Below are 20,026 nucleotides of genomic sequence, written 5' to 3'. Positions count from 1 at the left end.
AAACAAAATTTTTAAGTACTAGTCCTTGAACGACTTCACGACCGCTTCCATCTCACCGGCAATGCTGGTGGGAATCGTGAACCCATCGGTGTCGTTGATCTCGCCAATGCTGTCGCGGATCTCTTCTGCGCTGGGCTTGGCACCCTTGCCAAAGGTCTTGCCCTCACACAAGCCGATGAAGATGCGCGCGAATCGCCCTCCGCCCACGTCGTAGATTTCGTGGGTGTGCTCGCAGGCATCCGAGGCGAGGTAGGTGACCAGCGGCGTTACGCAGCCTGGATCGAGATGCTCCGCCAAGGGTCCGAGCAGATTCTCGGTCAGGCGAGTTCGGGCGATCGGCGCGATCACGTTCGACTTGATGTTGTACTTGGCTCCCTCGACCGCCAGAACATTCGAAAGGCCGACCAGACCCATCTTTGCAGCACCATAGTTCGATTGGCCGAAGTTCCCGAACACGCCGGCTCCCGACGCCGTAAAGACGAATCGGCCGTACTGATTTTCCTTCATGTTGCGAAAGGCGGGCTGGGAAACGAAGAATGCGCCCTTCAAGTGCACGTCGAGAACAATTTCGAGATCAGGGGGCGTCAGCTTGGCAAAAGTCTTGTCCCGCAAGATCCCCGCGTTGTTGATCACAATGTCGACCTTGCCAAAATTGTCCAGTGCGGCTTGCACGATCGACTCGCCGCCTTCGGGAGTCGCCACTGAATCGTGATTGGCAACAGCCTTGCCCCCGGCTTCGGCAATTTCCGCGACCACGTCATCGGCGGGTGTCGAACCGGCGCCGGTGCCGTCGGCGGCGCCGCCGAGGTCGTTGACCACCACCATGGCGCCTCGACGGGCGAATTCCAGGGCGTAGGTCTTCCCCAGACCCCCGCCGGCTCCGGTGATGATCGCCACTCGATTTTGATAGCTGATGTCGCTCATTGTGAGATCCCTATGGGTTGGGGGCGAGAGACTGACGCGCTGCCGCGCTCAATTCCTGTGGGGATTCTTCCCGCAAGCTCTGCCCAAAACAACTCGTCCAATTCGAGTTCATCGCCACTTGCGGGCCCGGATGTCGGCTTGTTCTATCATCGCCCGTTCAATTTCAGGTGTTGTATATCAGATGTTGTGTTTCGGATCTTGTATACCGAAAACGGATCGTTAAAAAGGAAAGCAGGCGACATGTCAACGTCAGTTCAGAATCCGAGCAGTGAGCGTGCTACCTCCGATCGCTACAGCCGTGCGGCCAACACACGTGAGCCTGCACTCTGTTGCCCGATCGACTACGACCCCCAATACCTCGAGATCATTCCACAAGAAGTACTCGAGCGAGACTACGGCTGCGGCGATCCCTCGCGATACGTAAACGCTGGAGACCGCGTACTCGACCTGGGCAGTGGCGGTGGCAAGATCTGCTTCATCGCTTCACAGATTGTCGGGGCCGAGGGCAGTGTCATCGGCGTGGACATGAACCCGGACATGCTGAACCTGGCGCGCTCTGCGGCTCCCAAGGTTTCGGAATTGAACGGTTACCGCAATGTCGAATTCTTGCGTGGGCGAATTCAAGATCTGAAGCTCGACATGGATGAACTCGACAGCTGGATGCAAGAGAATCCGATTTCAGGCGTCGACTCCCTCGATGCCCTGGAAGACGCCAAGGATCGGATGCGCCGCGACGCCCCGATGATTCCAGACGGATCGATCGACATCGTGGTCTCGAACTGCGTTCTCAACCTCGTGCGCGAAGAAGACAAGCATCAGTTGATCGAGGAGATCTACCGGGTGCTCGACGTGGGCGGGCGCATCGCCATCTCGGACATCGTCAGCGACGAAGTGGTCAGCGACGAACTGAAGGCCGATCCCAAACTCTGGAGCGGCTGCATTTCGGGGGCGTTTTGCGAATCGGACCTCCTCGCCCAGCTCGAACGCACAGGTTTCTACGGAATCGAGATCGACAAATGGGAAGACAAGCCCTTTGCGGTCGTGGATGGAATCGAATTCCGCTCGGTTACGATCACGGGCACCAAGGGAAAAGAAGGGGCCCGTCTCGAAGCAAACGAAGCCGTGATCTACCGCGGTCCCTGGAAGCAGGTCGTCGACGACGACGGACATACCCTGGTGCGCGGCGAACGGACGGCCGTCTGTGCCAAGACCTACAAAATCTTCAACGCGGAGCCGTACAGCGACCAGATCATCGCGGTTCCGCCTCGGGTCGCCGTCGCCGAAGAGGATCGCGCTGAGTTCGACTGCTGCCGCAGCCATACCCGGGACCCGCGCGAAACCAAGGGCCACGATTACCGCGAAACCCGCGAGTCCAGTGACAAAGGGAGTTCCTGTTGTTGAGTGTTCTCGGTACCCCAGCCCGATTCGATGATGCGGTCAATACCGCACTTCATTGGGACCGGGGCTTGCGGCGCAATCGCTGCGAAACCCTTCAGCTCAACGTCACCAAGCGCTGCAATCTCGCCTGCCACCACTGCCACGTCGAATCGGGTCCCAATCGCAGCGAGGCGATGGACAAGGCGACGATCGAGCGCGTCCTCGAATTGCTCGCGAATAATCCCGAGATCCGGACACTCGATCTCACGGGTGGCGCGCCGGAGATGAGCGAACACTTTTATGAATTGGTCATCGGTGCCCGCAGGCTCGGTCGGCGAGTAATCGATCGCTGCAACCTCACGATCTTGTTCGAACCGGGGCAGGAGAACACCGCGAAGTTTTTGGCCGAGCACCAGGTCGAGGTCGTGGCTTCGCTGCCCTGTTACACCGCGGAAAACGTGGAGGCCCAGCGTGGGCGGGGGGTCTTCGACAAGAGCATCGAGGGGCTCCGCCTGCTCGGTCGACTCGGCTACGGCGACCCCGACACCGGCTTGATCCTCGACCTCGTCTACAACCCCGGCGGCCCATCACTCCCGCCACCCCAAGCCGAGTTGGAACTCGAGTTTCGCGAAGAACTCGGCACGCGATTCGACATCCGCTTCAACCGTCTGCTCACGATTACCAACATGCCGATCAAGCGATTCGCCCACGATCTGGAGCGCTCAGGCCGCGCCTCCGAGTATCTCTCATTGCTGGTCAACCACTTCAATCCGAAGACGGTTTCGAGCTTGATGTGCAGAGACCTCGTCTCGATTGGGTACGACGGCACCCTCTACGACTGCGACTTCAACCAACAGCTCGAACTGGCGATGCCCGGCCCCCAGAAGACCATCTGGGACCTGGACGACTTCGGACTTCTCTATGGCAGACCCATTGCGACAGCAGAGCACTGTTTTGGCTGCACTGCGGGCGCGGGTTCGAGCTGCGGCGGGACACTGCAGGAAAACGCCTGATGTCTCGCCCTGAGACCACTCCCCCGAGCGCGGGCCGAGCAAGACTCGTCAAAATCGCTGGGATCGTCGTGGCACTCGGCGTCTTCTTTGCGCTCACACGGCAGTTGGGCGGCTACGTTCCGCAACTCCAAGGTTGGGTGGAAGACCACGGGAGCCTCGGCCCCATCGTGTTCATCGCGGCCTATATCGCCGGCGTGCTGGCATTCTTGCCCGGGGCGTTGCTGACCCTGACCGGGGGCGCGTTGTTCAATCTGGTCCAGGGCACGATCTACGTTTTCACTGCGGCCGTCATCGGATCGTCCCTCGCATTTCTCGTGGCCCGATACCTCGTGCGCGGATTGATCGAAGAACGCCTGCGCGACCATCCCCGGTTCTCGGCCCTCGATTCCGCCGTGGGCGACCAGGGTCTCAAGATCGTCTTCTTGCTGCGACTCTCTCCGGCCTTTCCCTTCAACTTCATGAACTACGCCCTGGGTGTGACGCGCGTGAGTTTTCGGGACTACCTGATCGCTTCGATCGGGATGCTTCCCGGAACACTTCTCTACGTCTACTACGGAAGGGTCGCGGGAGATGCTGCGGCCTTCGCGGCCGGGGATGTAGACAAAGGCGCAGCTCACTACTTGGTATTGGGGTTGGGGTTGGTGGCAACCCTCGCCGTGACCACGATCGTCACCCGGATCGCAAAAACGGCGTTGGCCAAAAGCACACCCAACGCCGGAACGATGGCCGTGGAAGACAACGCGAAGCAACCCACCGACTAATTTTGAGGTGAGCGAGTCCATGACGACGAGTCGAGCCGTGACTGCGATCGAGGTTCCGCCCCACGACATTTACAACCGAGCTTTGGTCGCCAACGTGCACCCCGCCGACTGGATCAATCCGGAGCCAACGGGTCGATACAATCTGGTCGTGATCGGCGGCGGCACTGCCGGTCTGGTCGCGGCCGCCGGAGCCGCCGGGATCGGAGCCAAGGTTGCCTTGATCGAACGCGCACTGTTGGGCGGTGATTGCCTCAACTCCGGCTGTATTCCCTCCAAGTCGCTACTGCGTTCGGCCCACGCGATTGGAGACCTGCGCTCGGCCGCGGCGGTTGGCGTCAACGTCCCAGACGACAGCGTCGAAGTTGATTTCTCCGGCGTGATGGAGCGACTACGCGAGATTCGCAGCCGCATTAGCGCGAACGATTCCGCGCGCCGATTCCGCGACGATCTCGGAGTCGATGTTTTCATTGGCGACGGTCAGTTCATAGGTCGCAACCAGATCGAAGTCGCGGGTGCAGTGCTGGATTTCAAAAAAGCGGTGATCGCCACCGGTGCCCGTCCCTTCATTCCGCCGATCAAGGGGCTGGCAGAAGCTGGCTATTACACCAATGAGACGATCTTCTCGCTCACTGAACTACCAGAGCGCCTCGCGATCATTGGCGGTGGCCCCATCGGTTGCGAACTCGCACAGGCATTTGCGTGCCTCGGGAGTCGAGTCACCTTGATCGCACGGGGGAGCCAGTTCCTCTCCCGGGAGGATCCCGACGCCGCGGCAATCTTGCGCACAGCCCTCGAACGGGACGGAGTCGACGTGGCCCTCGACACCCAGGTCGAGGAGATCGAAAGCGCCGGGCCGATCAAACGTCTTCGGCTGTCGCGACAAGGGAAGGAAGACCCAATCGAGGTCGACGCCATTCTCGTCGGTGCAGGTCGCATCCCCAACGTCGAAGGCATCGGGCTAGAACAGGCCGGCGTCCGGCATGATCGCCGGGGTGTATTGGTCGACGATTGCTTGCGAACACACAACAAGAACATATTTGCCTCCGGCGACGTTTGCATGTCGACCCAGTTCACTCACGCGGCCGATTTCGCGTCACGCGCGGTGATTCAAAATGCCCTGTTCTTCGGGCGCAAGAAGCTCTCTGCCCTCACGATTCCGTGGTGCACCTACACCCGGCCGGAGATTGCACACGTCGGATTGTACGAACGCGATGCCATGGCGAAGGGCATCCAACTCGATACCTATCTACGTCCGTTCGCTCTGGTCGATCGCGCGATCACGGAAGGAGAGGAGGAAGGCTTCGTCAAGATTCACACCGAGAAGGGAAAGGACAAGATCCTGGGTGCCACGATCGTGGCAAAGCACGCCGGCGAAATGATCAGCGAAATCAGTGTGGCGATGGCGGGCGGCGTCGGCTTGTCGCGACTCGCCTCGGTGATTCACCCCTACCCGACCCAAGCCGAAGCCATCCGCCAGCTCGGCGACGCATATAACAAGACCAAGCTGACTCCGACCGTAGCCAGGATCTTCCGATCATTTCTCGCCCTGAGGCGTTGAGAACACACCCACGGCTTGATCCAACCCCGCAGCTTTCGGCATACTGACGCGACGATGATTGGTGTTGATTTCGGTGGGACGCGTATCAAGATCGCGATTGTGGACGGCGCGCAAGTGCTCGAAGCGCACTCGATTCCCACCGACAAAACCAAAGAACCGCTGGCACTGCTAGCCGACATCGCAGACGCCATCCGCGAACTCGCCCCCGAACCCGACTCTGTGGGTTTCGCGATCCCCGGCGAAGTCGATTCGAGCGGTCGCTGTTGGCGCCTCCCCAACCTGCCGGGCTTCGAAGGCGTTCCGATGCAGAGCGAACTCAGCCGACTGCTCGACTGTCCAGTCAGCGTCGAAAACGACGGTACCGCGGCGGCCCTTGCCGAACTGCAATTCGGACACGGTCAGCAGCATCCAAGCTTCTTGATCCTCACCCTGGGCACGGGCATCGGCGGCGGCGTGGTGATCGACGGAGTGCCTCGGCGAGGTGCCAACGGATTCGCCGGAGAGTTGGGACACGTCGTGGTCAATCGCGATGAGAACTGGCCCTGCGTATGTGGGGCAACAGGATGCCTCGAGACCTATGTCGGAACCCCGGGGTTGAAGCGAAAGTATGCGGAGCTCGGTGGCGAGGCCGAGGAAATCCGTGACATCGCCGACAACGCGCGGGGGGGAGAGGCCGCGGGCCTGGCCGTCTTCGAGATGATGGGAGAGGTGCTCGCCATGGGAATTCGTTCGATGCAGAACGTTCTCGACGTCGACGCGATCGTCTTTACCGGCGGAATTTCCCCGGCCTTTGATTTGATTGAACCGAGCTGTCGCAAGACGTTGCTCGAGGTCTCGTTTGCCAAGCCGTTGGCAGAGGTCCCGTTGCTGGTCAGTGAGTTGGGAGACCGCGCGGGAACGATCGGCGCCGCGCTGTTGCCGAGTCTCTTTTCGAAGCAAACGTAGCCCGACGCAAACTTCCGGCGCGATCCAAATGCGTTACGAAAGCACCCTGGTGAAACGCGCGGGATTGCCGACGTAGATTCCGGGTTTGGAAATATCTTTCGTAACGACCGACCCGGCGCCAACGACCACGTCATCACAGATCGTGACCGGCAACAGTGTCGAGTTGCTGCCGATCGACACGCGGTCTCCAATCTTGATCGCCCCCCAATTCTCCTTCTCAGCCGAAGGAGCGCCCTGCTGGAATCGATCGTTGATGGTCATCACGCCGTGACCGATGAAGCAATCTTCTCCGATCGTCACCATCTCGCACAAAAAGCTGTGTGACTGAACCCGAGTGCGGGCACCCACGACTGTGTCGCGCTGAATTTCAACAAACGGCCCGATGAAGCATCCGTCGCCAATTTTGCAACCGTAGAGATTGACGGGCTTTACGACCGTGACATCGTCTCCGAACTCGACATCTTCGATCTTCGCCTCGATGAACTGGACCCCGGCCACGCAATCTCCTTTCCCACAATCTGAAGATCCCGCGCCTTGCCTTGCGCAGTCACAACGATCGCGATGCGCAGGATAACCCAATCGCGTTCCTGTCGCGGTCCCATTCCGTTTCCCAAAATGCCGTCGTCGGCTATGGTCGTCTATGTTCACCGATAGTCGTTATTGGTCGTTCATGGTCGTCGCCCGATACACGGGTATTCATACTCGTGCTCGCGAGTTTCAGTGAGTTGAAACAATGACTGCGCCCCGCATCTCTATCGCCATGACGACCTACAACCCGGGGCCCTGGCTCGCCGAGCAGCTCGCCAGCATCGCCGAGCAGAGCCAGCTGCCAGATGAACTGGTGGTGTGCGACGACGGGTCAACCGACGGCACCATCGCCGCACTCGAACGCTTCAGAGACGGCGCCCCCTTCGAGGTAAAACTCGAATGCAACTCCGAAAACCTCACCACGACCCCCAACTTCGAAAAGGCCGTCTCGCTGTGTCGGGGAGAATTCATCTTCCTGGCCGATCACGATGACGTCTGGCACACCGACAAAATCGAAAAAATGGTCGACGAGTTGGAGACCCATCCCGACGCCGGAGCCGTCTTCAGCAACGGTCGCGTGGTAGACGAAGCGCTCGAACCCCTCGGATACAATCTCTGGGACTCGCTCTGGTTCCATCCGCGGGAGCGTGCACTGGTACGCAAGGGACGCGCCGCCGAAGTCTTCGTCAAGCACGTCGTCGCAGCGGGTACCACCCTCGCCTTTCGCTCCCGGTATCGCAACGTCTACCTGCCCTTCCCCGATCTGCACGATTGTCACGATGCGTGGCTCACTTTTAGCATCGCGGGAGTCGCCGACATTCGCATCATCGAGGAGAACCTGATCGAATACCGCTTGCACGGAACCAATCAGTTCGGACTCCAGCGCTTCAACTTGCGCGAACAGTTGGGGAAGGCACGGGAGCAGCTTGCGATTGGCGCGTTCCGACACAACGTCACCTTCTTCTCGACTGCGCGCGAACGGTTCCGCATCGCTGCCGACAAGGGCTTCTCCCCCCGGCAGAGCGTCGTCGACCTGACCGAAGGCAAGATCCACCACGCCAAACTGCGCGACCAGATGGCCTCGGGCTTTTTCTCGCGCCTGCCCGCAATCGCACACGAGGTCTTGAACCGGGGCTACTGGCGTTTCGGATACGGCGCCAGGAGCTTGGCTCAGGATTTGTTCCTGCGTTAGGCGCCTACCCGGGCATCCCTGTGTTCCATGCGTGTGATCGTCTGGTGGCGCAGGTCCTGCCGTTCGATCAACTCCCGCTTTCTCGTGGGCATGCCCAGCGAGATTTTCGCTTCTCGTTGCTGCGCCCCCCGACGTGAAGTCCCGCTGGAGGGTCGGCTTCTCTATCTCAAGTCGGTTCCCAGGTATCTGAAGCGTTTTACAGATGAGTGGATCGAACTCCTGTCGATCCGACTCGGGATGCGGGTCGGCGACCCATCACCACGAATTCATTGTGAAGAAACACCCGGCCCACGGGGCGGGGAAACGGAAACGAATAGCTGCGTTCGTACTCGACTCCCGCTCGGGAAAGAATCACTTCCAATGCGCTGAAGTCCATGAACTGGACGTGGGTATCGTCGCTTCGGTAACCCGCTTCCTGGGGCGCGATCAGCACGACCTTGCCACCCGGGCGAATGAAACCGAGGTAGCGTGCGACCAGGTCGCTCGCCTGGTCGACACTCATGTGTTCAACCACGTGAGCGAGCAGCAGGGAATCGAAGTGGTCGGCGCGCGCGTATTCAGAACTGTCGAAGGCATCGCTGGTCAGTACCGTACAACCGCGTCGCCTGGCGGTTTCGATCGAATCCGCGTTGGGGTCGATTCCGACGCCGTGGCCCCCTAGATGCAACAGGTTGCGGCCGATGCCACAGCCGACATCCAAAGTGAAACCCAGGGCGAGGCGACGGATATTCCAGCGGTACGGTGCCTGGACGTCAAAGAAACGCTTCCAACCGGCGTCACCAAGAGTCTCGAGACGTCTCGTGTAGGCATCGCTCTGGGTATTGCTCTGGGTATCGTCGCCGTCGCTCATTGCGAGGATTCCCCCGGCGACCACTCGTTTGTGTCCAGATTCATCTGACGAGTTGGAATCACACGTTCGTAGTGTCGGCTGGGATCGACTTTCGGCCATCGAAAGCCAGGTCCTTCTCCCTTCTCGAAGACCAGGTTCACGGTAAACGTCACGGCGGATCCCGCGAGCAACACAACCAGTGAAAGCGCAACCGCAATTTGTCTCGCCCGCCGCCCCGGACGCATCCACTCCGCGAGCACTTCGCTGGTGTAGACCCCATAGGGCACGAGCGCCCCGAGCAAGTAGCTCGCCTTGAGTGTCGCGTACCAGGGATTCTGCCAGGTAAACAACACATACCCCGCAAGCGTCAGCGCAATGATCGCAGTGAACAAGGTGTCGGGCCCACCGGGTTCGCGCAGAGCGCGACGAATTCCACGTGCGAACCCCAGCGCGAACGCAAGTGTCGGGACCAGGCCCAGGACGAGAAGTAGCGAGCCCATGTACGCTACTGAACTTTCCCGTCGCGGAAGCATCACGCGATGTCCATCGAACCAAAGCGTCGTATAGGTGGTGCCCCAAACCGAGTGCAGCAGCTCTGGCGCCAGCACCTGGGGATCTCGAAACGTTGCGAGCGGAAAGTTCAGGTAGTCGCCAAGGCCCCGCTCACCGGGGGGCATCGTGAACATCATCTCGTGAACCCTCAGGTTCTGCGGATAGAAGAAGCCGTACTCGGCTTTGTTGTGGAGATAGGGCCAACCGCCGATGCTGATCGCCACGACGCCAAACACTGCAACTCTCCGCAGCATTTTGGGGATTTCCCGCCGGCGGAGTCCATCGGCCAGATACGCGAACCCGACCGCCACCACCACCAACAGACCCGTCAGTTTGGTGAGAAACGCCAGACCAGCCAGTACACCGAGTCCGGCAACGGCGATCGGCGGCAGTCGTTGTTCGGGTTCGCGCTGCAGATCGACCGCGACCCCAACCAGTACCGCCGACATCAAGGCACTCGAGAGAATTTCCTCTCCCAGCATGGCACTCACGTAGACATGGACCGGCAGGAAGAGCAGCAGCGCTGCTGCGATCAAAATCCGCGGCCGATTCAAAGGGTCACTGCGCCGCACCCACCCGACGGCGAGCGCGATTCCAACCAGACCGATGGCGCTGCTGATCAGGCGAACTGCAATGGTGATGGCCTCGACGTCCACCGCGTTCGTGGTACTGCCCAACTGCATGGCTCGACCGACCAACGCAGACAGGTAGTAGAAGAGCGGAGGGTGCGAGGTCGACCAACCGTCGCCCGGTGCGGGTAAACGCCAGGACGTCAGAAGACTCGCGATATAGTCCCAATTTGCGGGCGCATCGAAACCGAAGTGAAGCGGATAGAACAGTGCGTTGTTGACGCGGATGCCGACGGCCCAAAGCGCGAGAAGCGCCCCCGCAATTACCCAAGTCCTGCTGCCGCCCCGGATATCCACCGCTCGCGAGCTTAGCCCAGTGCCTATACCCAGTGCCTATACCCAGTGCCGATCCATGCACGCCCCTTGCCGGGGTTGGGCCGGTGTCCGAAACTGCGATGTCCAGCGTAATGCACCCGCACCGTCATGGGAGAATCAGCGTGTCCCTGTTGAAGCGCTTCTTGGGTATCGACATTCAGGACGATCGCTCGAACACCGAGCCCGAAGCCCTCGATCGAATCATCGCAGCACTCGATGGCATGGCCCCCGAGCGCGCCCACTACCTCGCGGCGTTCGCCTACGTGTTGGCCCGGATCGCCCACGCGGACCTGCGCATCGAGGACAGCGAAATCGACGCCATGGTGCGGGCGGCAACCTCCCTGGGAGATCTTGCAGAGAGCGAAGCGAAGTTGGTCGTCGAGATCAGCCTGGGCCAGGCGCGCGAAGAAGGCGGCACGTCGAACTACCTGATCACGAGAGAATTTCGCAAGATCTCCAACCGAGAGCAGCGACTGGGTCTGGTCGAGTGCCTGTACGCGGTTTCGGCGGCAGACGGGACCATCTCCACCACCGAGAGCGCCGAAGTGTCCAAAATCGCCGAAGAACTGGGATTGTCTCGAAACGAGACCAACGCGGTCAAGGCTGGCTGGAAGAGTCACCTGGCCGAGTTCCAGGGCCTGCCAAAGTCCTAGCAGACTGCGAGCAGGCAATTCTCCCGACTGTTGGTTTTTGCCCAGATTCAGCGGCCGACCCGGATGCCAGCTCGGTCGTTGGAGCTTTTGGCCACTTCCCGGTATCGTCGCCCACGATGGATTCCCTCGAATGGCAGGGCTGGCTCACACTCGGGGTGATTTTCCTCGTGCTGGTGGCAATGGTGCGAGGACTTGCGCCGCCCGATCTCGTCATGTTGGCCGGGCTGATCGTACTCGGTACGACCGGGGTCCTGACCCCTGAAGAGACCTTCAGCGGCTTTGCGAATCCCGCCATGGCTACGGTCGCGGCGCTCTTCGTACTGTCGGCCGCGATGCGCGAGACCGGCGCCCTCGAACTGACCCTGGGCAGACTCTTTGGTCGCGCAAAAACCGAATTCGGCAGCATGGTACGCACCCTTCCCGCCCTCAGCTTTTTGTCCGCCTTCCTCAACAATGCGCCGATCGTCGCAATGATGACTCCGCTGCTGATCGACTGGTGCCGGCGCAACCACGTCGCACCGAGCCGGCTTCTGATCCCGCTCAGCTATACGACGATTCTCGGCAGCACGATCACAGTGATCGGTACCAGCGTCACCCTCGCTGTCGCGGGCCTGGTGACCCAGGCCGGCATGAAACCGCTCGCGCTGTTTGAACTCGCTCCCGTGGGCATCCCGATTACGCTCGTGGGATTGCTGTACCTGATCTTCGTGGCGCCGCGCATCCTGCCCTCGCGCACCGACCCAACCTCCGAAGTCGGCCAACATCGTCGCGAGTACACGGTGTCGATGCTGGTCGAGCCTGAATGCGGATTGATCGGCCAGAGCATCGAAGATGCGGGGCTACGTGCGCTACCGGGTCTCTTCTTGTTCGAGATTCGCCGTGGAGAGGACACGATCACCTCCGTGGGTCCAGCAGAGATCATCCACGGCGGAGACCACCTCGTCTTCGCAGGGGTGGTTTCGACGATCGTCGATTTGCAGCGCATCCGCGGGTTGGTTCCCATTGACGACGAAGACACCCCCGCGCGGGGCTCGCACCAACACCGTCTCACCGAAGCCGTCGTCTCGCGATCCTCACCCTTGGTGAATCAAACGCTGAAGGACGCGGGTTTTCGCAGCACCTACGATGCAGCCGTGATCGCCGTGCATCGCAACGGCGAGCGGGTGCCGGGAAAACTCGGCGAGATCATCCTGCGAGCTGGCGATACATTGGTCTTCCAGGCCGCCGCCAATTTTGCCGAGCGACACCGCGACAGTCCCGACTTCTATCTGGTCAGCGAGGTGCCCGAATCCCATGCGCCACGCCACGACCGCGCCTGGTTCGCAATTGGGGTCTTCGTGGTGATGGTGGTGCTCGCCGCCACCGATACGTTGCCGATCTCGATCGGATCGTTCGTCGCCGGTGGAATTTTGATTGCCGCCCGCTGCATCACGGGTGGGATGGCGCGAAAGAGCGTCCAGATGCACGTTCTGATCGTGATCGCCGCGGGTCTTGGCGTCGCGGCGGCAATCGAAAAGACCGGTGCGGCTACCGCGATCGCAAACGTTCTGGTCTCGCAGTCCGAACCCTACGGCCCCCTCGCCGTGCTCGCCACGATCTACATCGTTACGGTGCTGCTCGCCGAAATGCTCCACCACAATGCCGCCGCGGCCCTGATGTTTCCGGTTGCAGTCGCCGCCGCAAACCAGGCGGGAGTCGACCCCCGAAGTTTCGTGATCGCCATTGCGCTGGGCGCCAACTGCGCCTTCGCTTCCCCGGTCGCCTACCAAACCCACTTGCTCGTCTACGGCCCCGGAGGCTACAAATTCAGCGACTTCATCCGAGTCGGACTCCCTCTCAACATCATCTGCGGCATCATCGCCCTGACAGTAATCCCCTACGTCTGGCCCTTCTAACCCCGCGCACACCCGCCCAACCGCGAGCCGGCATCCGGCCAACACAATCCGCTCTCGACCAAACCTGCAATTGAATTCGCGCGGCCTCGAGCCAGAATCGGCGAGAGGTGGGCTCAGGCGAAGTAAAGCGCAGCCACCAACAGCGCACCGAAGCCACATAACCTGAAACCACAGAAGCAACTCAAAGCTAGCGCGCGGAAACGATTGCGAGCCATGAGCCGGAGCCCACCTCTCGCCGATTCTGGCGTCCCCCAATCAACAGAACCCCAATTCGCTCAGAATCGCGCCACTACACCTATTCGTCATCGTCCGGAATCTTAGACGAGTACTTCTCTTTGAGTTCTTTGGTGACTTCCGCCGAAGCCGGCGTATAGCGGTTGAACTCCATCGAGAACTCCGCCTTGCCCTGGGTCGACGAGCGCAAATCTGTCGCGTAACCGAACATCTCCGCCAACGGCACGTCGGCCTCGATCTGCACGAAGCCACCGGTGTCGACAGTGCCAACAACCTGGCCCCGGCGCTGCATCACGGTCTTGAGGATTGCACCCTGGAATTCGCTGGGTCCCTCGACCTCGAGCTTCATGATGGGCTCCATCACGATCGGCTTGGCCTTGGCAAAACCGTCGCGGAACGCCCCCCGGGCTGCCGCCTGGAAGGCCATCTCGGAAGAGTCCACCGAGTGCGCCTTGCCGTCGTTGACCACGACCCGAAGACCGAGAACGGGGAAGCCGATCAAGCGGCCCTTCTCGAGACAAGAGCGGAAGCCCTTCTCGACCGAAGAGATGTACTCGGTCGGAATTGAGGCGCCCTTGATCTCGCTCGAAAACTGGAAATCACTCGGTCCCTCATCACCCGGCTCGATGGGCTCCATGAAGCCCGCCACCCTGCCGTACTGGCCCGAACCACCGGTCTGCTTCTTGTGGGTGTAGTTGAACTCGGCGCGACGCGAGATGGCTTCGCGGTACGCCACCTGGGGAGCGCCCGTCTCGACCTCGCACTTGTATTCGCGCAACATCCGCTCGACGTAGACCTCGAGATGCAGTTCGCCCATGCCCGAAATTATGGTCTCGTTGCTCTCGGGATCCACTTCGGCGTGGAACGTCGGGTCTTCGCGCACGAAGCGACCCAGCGCCTTGCCCATGTTGTCCTGTGATTTCTGGTCCTTGGGCTTGATCGAAAGCGAGATCACGGGATCCGGCACGTGCATCGAACTCATTGCGTAGTTGACTTTGCCGTCGGTGAACGTGTCCCCCGAAGCGCAATCGATGCCAAACAGCGCAACGATGTCTCCCGCCCCGGCATCTACGATGTCCTGCATCTCGTTGGAGTGCATGCGCACCAGGCGCCCAACCTTGTGTTTCTTGCCGGTGCGCGAATTGATGATCGTCGAACCCTTGGCCAGGGTTCCCTGATAGACACGCACATAGGTGAGCTGGCCGTAGCGACCGTCTTCGAGCTTGAACGCCAGCGCGATCATCGGCTTGTCGAAGTCCGACTCGATCACCACTTCGGCTTCGTCGTTGTCGAGATCGACACCGGTATTGCGGACATCCGTCGGCGCTGGGAGATAGCTGACGACGGCGTCGAGCAAGAGCTGCACGCCCTTGTTCTTGTACGCGGAACCTAGAAAAACCGGGGTGAGATCTAGCGAGAGCACGCCGTTCCGGACGGCCTCGACGATCATTTCTTCCGTTATTTTTTCTTCGAGAATCGCCTCCATGAGCTCGTCCGAGAACATGGATACCGTGTCGAGCATTTCTTCGCGGGCCGTGTCGGCAGCTGCCAGCATCGCTTCGGGAATTTCTTTTTCTACGACGTTTTCGCCATTTTCCCCTTCGAAGTGATAGGCCTTCATCTTGACCAGATCGACGATACCGTCGAATTCGGCCTCGAGTCCGATCGGAATCTGCATCATGACGGCGTTGTGGCTGAGTTTTTCGCGCAGTTGCCCCGTCACCCTGTCGGGGTTGGCACCGGAGCGGTCGAGCTTGTTGATAAACGCGATCCGCGGGACGTTGTAGCGCTTCATCTGGCGGTCAACGGTCATGGACTGCGACTGCACCCCCGCCACACCACAGAGAATCAGCACCGCACCGTCGAGCACGCGCAGAGCCCGCTCGACTTCGATCGTGAAGTCGACGTGGCCCGGTGTGTCGATGATGTTGATGTTGTTATTGTCCCAAACACAGTGCGTCGCCGCCGAGGCAATGGTGATTCCGCGCTCGCGCTCGAGCTCCATGGAATCCATCACCGCGCCGACATCATCCTTGCCCCGCACCTCGTGAATGGCGTGAATCTTTCCGGTGTAGAAGAGAATGCGCTCGGTGAGCGTCGTCTTCCCTGAATCGATGTGTGCGCTAATGCCGATGTTTCTGATTGAGGCCAGGTCGTTGAACATGTTCTTGCCTTCCGTTGGCTATTGACTGATTTCTGACGTCTGACTTCGCTGTTGTTCGCCGTTGCAACACAGCAAAGACGACGCGCCAGCAAGTCGGAGGGGGTAATCGGCCACCGTCGGGTGCCACTAAAACGGTCGCTCTTTCTTTTTTGGGGGTTACGAACTCGGTCCGTAGTGGCCGCGCAATCTAGCGAGGTGTCAAAGGTTTTTCCAGTTGGACCCTATCTTTCAGCGTCCCAGCGAAACCTATGCCCCGGGGGAACTCCTGGCTTCGGATCATCCGTACGAAAGTGTGATGTCATGTGGTGGGACAAGGCTTCGGCGTCATAGCGATAATCCGCCCCCTCCGGACAGGCCATGCGTGCGTCGCAGCGCGTGGCGCACCCACGAACCTCGTGGCGAGTCTGTGCACAGCGTTCCCCTGCGAATTCTTCGCTCCGGCCAACCGCGTTTCCGGGGCACGCCGCAACGCACGGTGCGCTGCAGTTCGGACACGGATCAAAACGATTCGCAAACGCTATTTTTTCGCGTGCGCCTTCGGCTGGCGGACGCTCGCTCAGCAGCAACGCCCGAATGGCAAACCAGGGTCCATAACGCGGATGGAGCAACAGCCCCAAGCGGCTGGGAGCGCCCAAGCCCGCGGCTCGAGCCAACGCGACAAAATCGGCGAACTCGCCGGATTCGCAATCGTTCGACGTACGGCGCTCCCAATAGAAAGCCGCGCGGGTAGCGAACCCCGCAGCCTCGAGCCGGTCTGCGGCTCGGGTGACCAACTCTTCGCAATACTCGTCGACGGGATGCTCTGAGCCGGGCCGTGCCTTTCGCGCCGCCCAATAGAAATCTGCCCCGCCCGAGCCGATCACGATCACCGAAGCCGCATGCGGGAGCAGATGTCGAGATTTCCAGGACTCGGGAACCAGGGCGTCGTACTCCCTGGGAGCGAGAACAGCGGCGACGTTGAGACCGGCGGCAGCGAGTGCCGGATCGAGACCCAGAACACCGGGACTGTCGGAATGAAACAATTTCGTGGAACTGACCATTGTCGTGAATTCCGAGTTTTGGTTTTCGGCAGCGGCTCAAGCTGGCAGGACTCAATCCGGCCGAATTCAATCCGGCAGAGAAGCTCGATCGCCCACCTTGCCGTAGAGCTTGGCCGGAATTCCAGAGACCACCGTATGGGGCTCGACAATACCGCGTACGACCGAGCGTGTGCTCACGACACTGCTGTTTCCGATCGTGGTTCCGCGCAAGACCGTAACATCCGCCGCGATCCACGCATGATCCTCGATACGGACCGGAAGCGTAACTTCGGGATGTTCGACGTCGATGGCATGCTGGTCCGAATCGAAGATTCGTGTCCCCATGCCGATCAGCACACGCCGTCCAATTGTGATTTCTTGCTTGGCACTCAACATGCACGCATTCAGTTGGGTCTCGGGTCCGATTCGAATCCGCGCACCGGCGTAGGCCCGCAGAAACACCGGCCCGACATCCGAGCGCAACCACACGCCGTCTTCGATGACAACATTTGCATTGGCACCGAGTTCGAAGTGCACGCCCAAATTGCGTCGTTCGGTTGTGACTCCAGTACTGATCGACAGGCTTGCCCCGGGTCCCAGGTCGAACTTGGCGGATGCCAGGTTGGTGCTGGCGCCCGGGTGGATGTGGAGTCCCGGATTCAGGGCTGACCGGAAGGCCAGCCGCAGTCGATCCCAAGCCTGGATGACTCGCAACACGGCGACGACCATGAATTTTGGATTCGATTGCACCAAAACTCCTCGCAGCAGCGACGCCCGGTCGAAAAACACCCGGCGCGAAATCAGCCGCCGGGTCTGCTCTGACCTTCTCGCAATCGGAATGTGATGAAGCCGTGGGTGGGATCGTAGGGTGAGAGGCCGACGGTGACTCGGTCGCCGGGAATGACGCGAATTCGGAAACGCCGCATTCGGCCAGACAGCTGTGCAGTCACTTCCTGTCCGGACTCGAGGGTGATTTGATAGCGGCCGCCGCCCAGAATCTTGTCGACACTGCCGGTTGCCTGAATGAGGTCGTCTCGCGCCAAGTAGCTCTCTCCCTCTCCCGCTGATTTGATTCGGCGAAGACCCTAGCGGATCGAAGCCCTTCTGAGAACCCGCCCCGAACTCTGCTCCCCAACGCCGGTCGAGAACAATAATGCTAGGCTGCCTGGCCGCGGAGAGGTGGCGGAGCTCGGTTGAACGTACCTGATTCGAAATCAGGCGTACCGGCAACGGTACCGTGGGTTCGAATCCCACCCTCTCCGCCACCTAGTCTCGCATTGCAGAGACTTCGCGCGCGCACTTGGGAACAGTCCGAGAAAACTCCGCGATTCCGCGGGGTGTTGGCCGTTAAGCCATGGCCAACCCGAACCGGAGACGGCGGGTTTCGCGCTCAAAAAGCACTGCGGCCCGCGTTTATCTCTGTTGCCAAGTTGGGCGAAATCGCGAGTCCCCGTCGCGCTAACCGGGCGAGGACTCCAAACAGGAAGCGAATGACGAACTCGTACTCGCCGCGTGTAAGTTCCGAAACGGGAACAGCCTTCAATGGCGCAAGAGGGAGAGCACTTGAGTCTGCGGTTCTGGCGGTCATGGAAGCCCGATTCACAGGAAGTCGTGCGTATCCGCACATCTTCGCCACGAAAAAAACTGGTGGCCCGAAGCAAGGGGGGCTTCCGGACTCTACCGGTGGTTCGGTCATCTGTCTTTCCTCTTATTTCGCACACCCAGATCTCGTCGCTGAGAATTAGAGCGGATGTCTATGTGGTTGCATTCTGGGCCGGGATTGGTTGAAGTTCACCGGAATCAATCATTCCCCAGTGGAATTAGGGGCAGTCGGGTACGATTCCTACACGAGGCATGCGGTAGCATTGAAAACTGAGGCAACACGGTGCGGCAAAAGTAATTGTCGTTGATCACCCGACTCACAGATCGCCTCGCGGATCCGGTAGTCGTAGCTTCGTCGAGGGCGAATACTCTGCATGCCATGGTGTATCGGCGTAACGAGTGGCGCCAATCGTGGATCGGCATCTAGTCGGATTTATGATGCAATTCCCGAGCGTTGCAACTGCAACACTTCAACTGCAGAATGTTTTTGGACGCAGCTGTGCAGAATGCGTGACTCAGTACACGCAACGAGCTTTCTGGTGGTTGCCGGTCTGGCCGTCGGCTTGTAAGAGTCCCCATCTGAAGTACACCACCCACGCGCTGCTCGGAGTGAATTTGTAGGTAGTAGACGACCAATAGGAAGCATGATCCTCAGCCGTGTTCAAAAAATAATTGGAGTCTATTGCGGGTGTGTTCTTGGTGTAGTCGGTGATGGATTCAAGCTCCTTCGCATTCGGCAGTCTCCAGTTACTGTGTCCAGCAAGCGCAAGTCCATTGCAATAATCAAGGGCCTGCTGCCAAGTCTTTCCTGTATTGTCATCCTCTTGTTGCCATATAAGGCCCGTCACTCTGTCCGTTACAGTTCCGTTTCCCTTATCGGTGTAGCGGGCTACAAATGAAACACCGCGCACACAACGAACATGCTGGCTGCTGAAATCGGCTCCCTTACGTGCCCATCTAACATCTCCCTCGTCTGAGAAGACGACCCATGCATTTGACGGGGAGATGTTGAGAGTAGTAGATGTCCAATATTGTGCAGTCGAAAAACTAGCGGTGTTCGGAAAATACGTGGTGTCTATCGCAGGGCCGTCTGTCCCGTAGTCCACTATGCCCATGAGTTCTATCGGCGTGGGTAGCCGCCAGTCGTTGTGTCCCCCCAGTGCAAGCGAGCCGCAGACATCAGTAGAAGTTGGATTATCGGTGGCATCCATGGTGCCCGAAGCCTCATACCAGTTGAGACTGCTACTGGCGCCATCCTGCTGCCACATGAGAGTTGTTAGGTTATCCGTTACCGTGCCGTCACCATTATCGGTAAAGCTCATGGGATTGATGGAGTATTCTCCATCTTGGCCCGTCCCAGCGCAGCCTTTCACGTCACCGAAGCCGGGTACATAACAAGTCGTCTGACCTGTGTCGGGGAGAAATAGAGTTCTTATCCAGGCAGGTTGCCGGTCTATCGAAGAATTATTGGTCAGTCTTTGTTGATCTGAGCCATCCGGATTCATTAAGTAGATTTCATCACTGAAATCGGTACTGCCATCACGCCTGCTCCTAAAAGTAATCTTCGCTCCCTCCGGCGACCAGGATGGATGCAGGTCAAGCGCGGAATTGATGGTTAGCCTTTGCGGGTTGGAGCCATCGGCGTTCATGACATATATGTCAGGGTTAGCGCTTCCACCATCGGAACGCTGGCTCGAGAAAACGATCCTGGTTCCATCCGGTGACCAGAAAGGCTCTGAATCTGATGAAGGATTATTGCTTAAGTTTCGCTGATCAGAGCCATTCGCATTCATCACGTAGATCTGCGGGCGGAAATTGCCGTCGCGACGGCTAACG

The 20,026-nt window shown here is 59.6% G+C and carries 17 protein-coding genes and 1 tRNA gene; 9 read left to right on the top strand and 9 right to left on the bottom strand.

Going from position 1 to position 20,026, the window contains the following annotated elements; all coding sequences use genetic code 11:
* Positions 1-18: 18 nt before the first annotated feature.
* Positions 19-924: an SDR family oxidoreductase gene (locus tag IH881_06480; GenBank protein MCH7867326.1), complete on the bottom strand. Its 906-nt coding sequence runs from the start codon at positions 922-924 to the stop codon at positions 19-21.
* 240 nt (positions 925-1,164) lie between these two features.
* Between IH881_06480 and IH881_06475 the strand changes: the two genes are divergently transcribed.
* From IH881_06475 to IH881_06455, 5 genes are read left to right on the top strand one after another with little or no spacing between them, the layout of a single operon-like run.
* Complete coding sequence (locus tag IH881_06475) at positions 1,165-2,325, top strand: methyltransferase domain-containing protein (GenBank protein MCH7867325.1); 1,161 nt, start codon at positions 1,165-1,167, stop codon at positions 2,323-2,325.
* Entirely contained in the window at positions 2,322-3,314 is a 993-nt protein-coding gene (gene arsS, locus IH881_06470; GenBank protein MCH7867324.1) for an arsenosugar biosynthesis radical SAM protein ArsS, read from the top strand. Before IH881_06475 ends, arsS begins: the two co-directional genes overlap by 4 nt.
* On the top strand, positions 3,314-4,075 hold the full coding sequence (locus IH881_06465) for a TVP38/TMEM64 family protein (GenBank protein ID MCH7867323.1): 762 nt from the start codon (positions 3,314-3,316) through the stop codon (positions 4,073-4,075). The genes arsS and IH881_06465 overlap by 1 nt, the downstream gene beginning before the upstream one ends.
* Before the next feature lie 19 nt (positions 4,076-4,094).
* Positions 4,095-5,633, top strand: a complete 1,539-nt coding sequence (locus IH881_06460; GenBank protein MCH7867322.1) for a mercuric reductase — start codon at positions 4,095-4,097, stop codon at positions 5,631-5,633.
* A gap of 54 nt (positions 5,634-5,687) precedes the next feature.
* Positions 5,688-6,578 carry an ROK family protein gene (locus IH881_06455; protein ID MCH7867321.1) on the top strand — a complete coding sequence of 297 codons (891 nt, stop codon included), beginning with the start codon at positions 5,688-5,690 and terminating at the stop codon, positions 6,576-6,578.
* A gap of 33 nt (positions 6,579-6,611) precedes the next feature.
* Here the strand turns inward: IH881_06455 and IH881_06450 are convergent, their stop codons facing one another.
* On the bottom strand, positions 6,612-7,076 hold the full coding sequence (locus IH881_06450; protein MCH7867320.1) for an N-acetyltransferase: 465 nt from the start codon (positions 7,074-7,076) through the stop codon (positions 6,612-6,614).
* Positions 7,077-7,311: 235 nt separating this feature from the next.
* Between IH881_06450 and IH881_06445 the strand changes: the two genes are divergently transcribed.
* Positions 7,312-8,298: a glycosyltransferase gene (locus IH881_06445; protein MCH7867319.1), complete on the top strand. Its 987-nt coding sequence runs from the start codon at positions 7,312-7,314 to the stop codon at positions 8,296-8,298.
* Between the two features lie 196 nt (positions 8,299-8,494).
* Here the strand turns inward: IH881_06445 and IH881_06440 are convergent, their stop codons facing one another.
* Together IH881_06440 and IH881_06435 are read right to left on the bottom strand one after the other, a co-directional pair.
* On the bottom strand, positions 8,495-9,148 hold the full coding sequence (locus tag IH881_06440; protein ID MCH7867318.1) for a class I SAM-dependent methyltransferase: 654 nt from the start codon (positions 9,146-9,148) through the stop codon (positions 8,495-8,497).
* On the bottom strand, positions 9,145-10,605 hold the full coding sequence (locus IH881_06435) for a glycosyltransferase family 39 protein (protein ID MCH7867317.1): 1,461 nt from the start codon (positions 10,603-10,605) through the stop codon (positions 9,145-9,147). The genes IH881_06440 and IH881_06435 overlap by 4 nt, the downstream gene beginning before the upstream one ends.
* Positions 10,606-10,745: 140 nt before the next feature.
* On the opposite strand from IH881_06435, the gene IH881_06430 reads away from it, so the two are divergent.
* Both IH881_06430 and IH881_06425 read left to right on the top strand, forming a co-directional pair.
* Positions 10,746-11,276: a TerB family tellurite resistance protein gene (locus tag IH881_06430; protein MCH7867316.1), complete on the top strand. Its 531-nt coding sequence runs from the start codon at positions 10,746-10,748 to the stop codon at positions 11,274-11,276.
* A gap of 116 nt (positions 11,277-11,392) precedes the next feature.
* Positions 11,393-13,171 carry an SLC13 family permease gene (locus IH881_06425; protein MCH7867315.1) on the top strand — a complete coding sequence of 593 codons (1,779 nt, stop codon included), beginning with the start codon at positions 11,393-11,395 and terminating at the stop codon, positions 13,169-13,171.
* A 295-nt stretch (positions 13,172-13,466) separates the two neighbouring features.
* Here the strand turns inward: IH881_06425 and IH881_06420 are convergent, their stop codons facing one another.
* The 4 genes from IH881_06420 to infA form a co-directional block, all read right to left on the bottom strand.
* Positions 13,467-15,569, bottom strand: a complete 2,103-nt coding sequence (locus IH881_06420; protein MCH7867314.1) for an elongation factor G — start codon at positions 15,567-15,569, stop codon at positions 13,467-13,469.
* Positions 15,570-15,790: 221 nt separating this feature from the next.
* Complete coding sequence (locus IH881_06415) at positions 15,791-16,609, bottom strand: hypothetical protein (GenBank protein ID MCH7867313.1); 819 nt, start codon at positions 16,607-16,609, stop codon at positions 15,791-15,793.
* Between the two features lie 66 nt (positions 16,610-16,675).
* The gene (locus tag IH881_06410) at positions 16,676-17,338 is read right to left on the bottom strand and encodes a hypothetical protein (protein ID MCH7867312.1); all 663 of its coding nucleotides are present in this window, start codon (positions 17,336-17,338) and stop codon (positions 16,676-16,678) included.
* A gap of 50 nt (positions 17,339-17,388) precedes the next feature.
* Positions 17,389-17,631, bottom strand: coding sequence for a translation initiation factor IF-1 (gene infA, locus IH881_06405; GenBank protein MCH7867311.1), 243 nt, complete (start codon positions 17,629-17,631; stop codon positions 17,389-17,391).
* A gap of 130 nt (positions 17,632-17,761) precedes the next feature.
* On the opposite strand from infA, the gene IH881_06400 reads away from it, so the two are divergent.
* Positions 17,762-17,853, top strand: a tRNA-Ser gene (locus IH881_06400).
* 852 nt (positions 17,854-18,705) lie between these two features.
* Here the strand turns inward: IH881_06400 and IH881_06395 are convergent.
* A partial coding sequence (locus IH881_06395) for a DUF1566 domain-containing protein (GenBank protein MCH7867310.1) occupies positions 18,706-20,026 on the bottom strand: 1,321 nt, incomplete at its 5' end.

The sequence above is a fragment of the Myxococcales bacterium genome, from assembly GCA_022563535.1.
Lineage (GTDB): Bacteria > Myxococcota_A > UBA9160 > UBA9160 > UBA4427 > DUBZ01.
Note: the sequence above shows the minus strand (reverse complement) of the source record. Positions and strands in the feature narration are given on the sequence as shown.